The sequence below is a fragment of the Polaribacter sp. PL03 genome (assembly GCF_033875165.1).
In the GTDB taxonomy this organism is placed as follows: Bacteria; Bacteroidota; Bacteroidia; order Flavobacteriales; family Flavobacteriaceae; genus Polaribacter.
The window spans coordinates 1-4,433 of the sequence record NZ_JAWZSV010000018.1; the positions used below are offsets into that span (position 1 = coordinate 1).

Below are 4,433 nucleotides of genomic sequence, written 5' to 3' on the forward strand. Positions count from 1 at the left end.
AAAAAAAATTGCTTAAATTTATGCCTAATCAAAGCTTTTTGCTTTTTTAAAAATGCTTCTAATTTTCCGGTGGAAAATTTGCCGCATTTTTAAAAAAGCAAAAATTTTTATACCAAAACGTTGGCAGTAATTTGAGAACGAAATGGTAACATTCAAAATTAATGGTCGAAAATTAACAGATTGGAAATTATTTCACTCTGAATTTAAAGCGGAATTGAATTTTCCAGATTACTACGGAGAAAATATGGATGCTTGGATTGATTGTATTGACGAATTGACTGAAAGACCTACTCTGCTGCTAATTGAAAACGGAAAATACTTGAGAAAAAACGCACCTGAATTACTCAATGCAATTTTGGAATGTGGAGCTTTCGTTAATTATAGAAAAATAGAAATCGGAGAAAATCCGAATTTATTAATTGCAACTGATTGCTAAATGAGAAATAGTCAAATAATTAGCTGTTCATTAATTTTGTTATTATTAACTAATTTTAGTTGTTTCATTTTCTGTAATGGAAAATGGGCTGAATATGATAAAAACTATTTACTCAAAATTGAAAGCATTAGTCAGACAAAAGGTGCTATTTGTGTTAATGACTCATTGAAAATTGATGTTTCTTATAATAATGACAAACCTTATCCAACTATGCTACACGATTTTATCGAAGAAAATGATTCTTTAATCGTCCCAGCTAATAATGACACTCTTTTTATAGTTCGGAATGACAAAAAATATTGGTTTAAAAAATATGGAATTACTAATTTCGAATCTTATTCTAAAAATGATAAATAAAAAACTACTGCCAACACCGTGTATAATTAATTGCTAGTTTTAGCTTACTTACGAACATTCCTGCGGAATATTCTATCTGTGATTTATTTACTAATTTAGTCGCTTAACCACGCAACTAACCATACACAATCACGTTGGCATTAATTAAATGAAACAGACAGAACTCATCAAATTTATAACTGAAATTTCTGAAAATGGAGTTTCATTCTCACACGGAAAAGGGTTTGAATTTTTCAGAGATACACTTTTGCCGAATATTGAAAATGCTGAAAAAATTGCGAAAAAAGAATTGCTCGCTGACTGTTGGTATATAATTGGTGATATTTATGATTTTAATGATGCACCTTTAAAGGCTATTGAATCATATAGAAAGGCTATTGAGTTTGACCCAAATTTCTCATCTGCTTATCGTGAGATTGGAAATATGCAAGAAAGAATTGGCGATTATTCAAACGCAATAAAAAATATAGAAAAAGCAATTTTACTTGAACCAACTGACGAAAACTTAATTACCGAATTAAAAGAAGTGAAAAAATCATTACAAATTAATGAAAAACCGCTTTATAGAAAAGACAGCCTAAATTGGAAACTTTCTGAACTTTTAGCAAATAAAAAATTCGATGAAGTAATAGAACTAACTAAAAATTCTATTGATATTAATGAGTTGAAAAGAAAAGCTAATGCTTATGCCTGTTTGGGAGACAATGAAAAGTATTTGAAATTATGGAAAATAATTGAACAATCAAAAACTGAAATTGAAATCGAATATTCGGATTGGTTCTATATGCCAGACCAAGTCTATGAATCCGACCAAATATGGATTATTTTTAAACAAATGAACAGTAGAATAAAATCTTCAATCTTTATTCAAAGTGAATCATTATATGCGAACTATAAAGAGTTGTCAGATATTAATAGAAGGGAATTAATGTGTGACTATCAAATCTATGATAATACTGAAAATAAAGACGGAATAAATCAAATGCGATTAAAATACCCAAATTGGGAAGAATTAAAAACTAATGCCAACACCGTATAAAATTAATTGCTGGTTTTAGCCTATTTACGAAAGTCCTCGCGGACTTTCTATCTGTGATTTATTTGCTAACTTTAGTGCTTAAAACACGCAACTAATCTTATACAACAACGTTGTAAAAAATAAGACTGAATATAAACTGAAAATTAATTTAAAATAAAAACAATGAAAAAGATTATTACATTATTTGCCATTACATTATTAACAATTTCTAACTTGAATGCTCAAAGAGAAATAGACTCTTTAACTTATGAAAATACTCAAGACATTGAATTTTTTAAAAATATTAAAAATCGAACATTAGTAAAAAAATATAGAACAATTAATGATAATGTAATTAGAATTGGTGATACCGTTGTTTTAGGAAACCCAACAAATCAGGAATTAAGCTCGAAAACTTATACTGGGAGCTATGGCAATAAAGCCAGAGGTGGTATTTCAAAAACAAGAAGTACAACTAAAAAAACTTATGAATTTGTGAAAATGGGAAGACCAGCTGGATTTGGAAGTATTATGACAGCTATGAATGGTGACGCACAAGTTATGGCTAGTAATAGTTTGAAAAATACTACTGCAATTGTTACAGAGATTAAAGCTCATCACAGAGGAAGTAAAAAGAAACCTTTATATCTTATTATGGTTTTAGGAGAAATGAACGGAAAAGCTTTTGGAATTAATAAATATCTAAGCGTTATGGATACTGAATTAGCAATTGAATCTGGTGAAATTTTGTTGAAAAATAGAAAAATGACTAGAGAAGAAGCTATTTTAAAACTAAAAGAAGCAAAAGAATTAATGGAAATTGATATGATGGATAAAGAGGAATTTGAAAAATTAAAAAAGAAATTACGTCCAATTATAATGAAAAAGGAATAATTAATAAACGAATCAAAAAATTACTTTTTACAACACCGTATATAATTTATTGCTAGCTTCTTGCCTACTTACGAAAGTCCTCGCGGACTTTCTTGGTTGGTAATTATTTACTAAATTAGTTGCTTAAACCACGCAACAAACCATATACAACAACGTTATGTGCAAGCTAAAAAAAGATTCGAACTAATAACAAATGACTGAACAATCAATAATAAAACAAATTGGAAAATCGGCTGAAATCGATTTACGAAAACCGAAACCAATTGGTAGTACAGGATTTTATTTAAAGTCATTTAAAACTAAAAAAAAAGGAACTGATTCTCTGAAAATTGACTCTAAATGCAACTTTGAAAAGCGGACTGACGGACTTTTGTTACGTGCGAATTATTCTAATAAACTGACTGCGGTTCCCATTCCGAATGAAAACATTATCGGAATTACGTTAACTCGCGGAAAAGAAAATATTGACCCGTTTTTTTTGTCACCAATGTGGATTTTATTAAAACTTGGAGTTTCTAAATTAACTGCACGATATTTTAGATTTAGACTTCACGAGTATTCAATTGACCAAATGGAATTAAATATAAAAACGACAGATTATGAAATGAATTTAATTGCCAATGGATATTTATTTGAGCGACAATTAAGTTTCTTTGAGAATCTGAATTATGGAAATAAACTAAAAACGGAAATAAAAGCCTGCACATAACACCGTATAAAAATAATTGCGGTTTAGTGCTTTACCAAAGGTCGTTGCGTGTTTGTAACGTCTGATTTTCCTTCGGAAAATCCTCGCATACAAACCCGCAACTATTCTTATACATAAACGTTAGTAGCAAGCAAAGACGAAATGATATTTATAGATAACATATTAAATTTTATAACTGACACTAAAAAGCGACTTTCTACTCGTGCGACAATTTTTATTCTTTCAATAATTGCAATTTTAGTCTTTGATAACATAATTGGATTTTCACATTATTATAATCAACAAAAACAACTTAACCAGTTAAAAACAATATCTGAATTATTAGAAAAACCAAGTTTAAGTGCTAACTCAAAAAAGGAACTAAAAAAATTAGAATCCGAAACTTTTGAACGCCAAAATATAATAAATCACTCTTTATCATTTTTGAAAAATATTGCTTCAACTAACAATAGACAGAATCAAAATATTACGAATATGGAGACTAAAACCATAAGAAGTAATATTTGGTTTTTAATTTCATCATCTGGAATTTATATATTAGTGACTTTTCTGGTCGTTCCTGTTTTTTTATTAACAGATAGAACAACACCTTTTTTAAAACTTCTTGCATCTATGATAATATTTGCTCTTGTTATGTTTTTCACTTCTTGGTTTAATTATTGGCTGTTTGACAAAATAATCCCTGACGAACTCTTCGGATCTTGGATTTGGAATTATATTGTGAATTTTTCATTACAAGTCGGACTAATGATTGGATTATATTACTCAACAAAAACAATTGAAAAAACAACAGCCAGCTACTAACACCGTATATAATTTATTGCTAGCTTCTTGCCAACTTACGAAAGTCCTCGCGGACTTTCTTGGTCAGTAATTATTTACTAATTTAGTTTCTTTAAACACGCAACAAACCATATACAACAACGTTATATTTCATTGCTCAAAAATCCAAAAATGCGGAATTGAAACTCTGAAAAACAAAAAAACTGAATATTTGTGGAACACTCTCTCGCTCGTTA

6 protein-coding genes are annotated in these 4,433 nt (G+C 29.1%); all 6 read left to right on the top strand.

Annotated elements, in window-relative coordinates:
- The first annotated feature begins 142 nt into the window (after positions 1 to 142).
- Positions 143 to 436, top strand: coding sequence for a barstar family protein (locus SHK09_RS15165; RefSeq protein WP_319811636.1), 294 nt, complete (start codon positions 143 to 145; stop codon positions 434 to 436).
- Positions 437 to 793: a hypothetical protein gene (locus tag SHK09_RS15170; RefSeq protein WP_319811637.1), complete on the top strand. Its 357-nt coding sequence runs from the start codon at positions 437 to 439 to the stop codon at positions 791 to 793. It begins immediately after the preceding gene.
- Positions 794 to 941: 148 nt separating this feature from the next.
- Positions 942 to 1,832: a hypothetical protein gene (locus tag SHK09_RS15175; protein ID WP_319811638.1), complete on the top strand. Its 891-nt coding sequence runs from the start codon at positions 942 to 944 to the stop codon at positions 1,830 to 1,832.
- A gap of 162 nt (positions 1,833 to 1,994) precedes the next feature.
- Positions 1,995 to 2,705, top strand: coding sequence for a hypothetical protein (locus tag SHK09_RS15180; protein WP_319811639.1), 711 nt, complete (start codon positions 1,995 to 1,997; stop codon positions 2,703 to 2,705).
- A gap of 193 nt (positions 2,706 to 2,898) precedes the next feature.
- Positions 2,899 to 3,414, top strand: coding sequence for a hypothetical protein (locus tag SHK09_RS15185; protein WP_319811640.1), 516 nt, complete (start codon positions 2,899 to 2,901; stop codon positions 3,412 to 3,414).
- Positions 3,415 to 3,555: 141 nt separating this feature from the next.
- Positions 3,556 to 4,218: a hypothetical protein gene (locus SHK09_RS15190; protein WP_319811641.1), complete on the top strand. Its 663-nt coding sequence runs from the start codon at positions 3,556 to 3,558 to the stop codon at positions 4,216 to 4,218.
- Positions 4,219 to 4,433 lie beyond the last annotated feature (215 nt).